The sequence below is a fragment of the Stenotrophomonas sp. SrG genome (genome assembly GCF_050031795.1).
GTDB lineage: Bacteria > Pseudomonadota > Gammaproteobacteria > Xanthomonadales > Xanthomonadaceae > Stenotrophomonas > Stenotrophomonas rhizophila_A.
This window is the reverse complement of the sequence record NZ_JBNBBE010001512.1, coordinates 1-233: the sequence shown is the minus strand read 5'-3', so window position 1 is coordinate 233 and position 233 is coordinate 1. Positions and strand designations below refer to the sequence as shown.

At 68.2% G+C, this 233-nt stretch carries 1 protein-coding gene; it reads left to right on the top strand.

Translation table 11 applies throughout. The annotated features are described in order from the left end of the window. Positions 1-233 (top strand): lipid II flippase MurJ (locus ACQG3P_RS24425; protein ID WP_426806495.1); only part of this gene is annotated, 233 nt, incomplete at both ends.

Genomic DNA, 233 nt, shown 5'->3' with positions numbered 1-233 from the left:
TGGTACGGTGATCCTGCCGGCGCTGGCCCGCCACCATGTCAGTACCGACAAGGCCGGCTTCGCCAGCGCGCTGGACTGGGGCCTGCGCACCACGCTGCTGCTCGCCGTGCCGGCCATGCTCGGCCTGATGCTGTGCGCCGAGCCGCTGCTCGCCACGATCTTCCAGCATGGCCAGTTCACCGCCTACGATACCCGCTTGACCGCGCTGTCTGTATACGGCCTGAGCTTCGCCA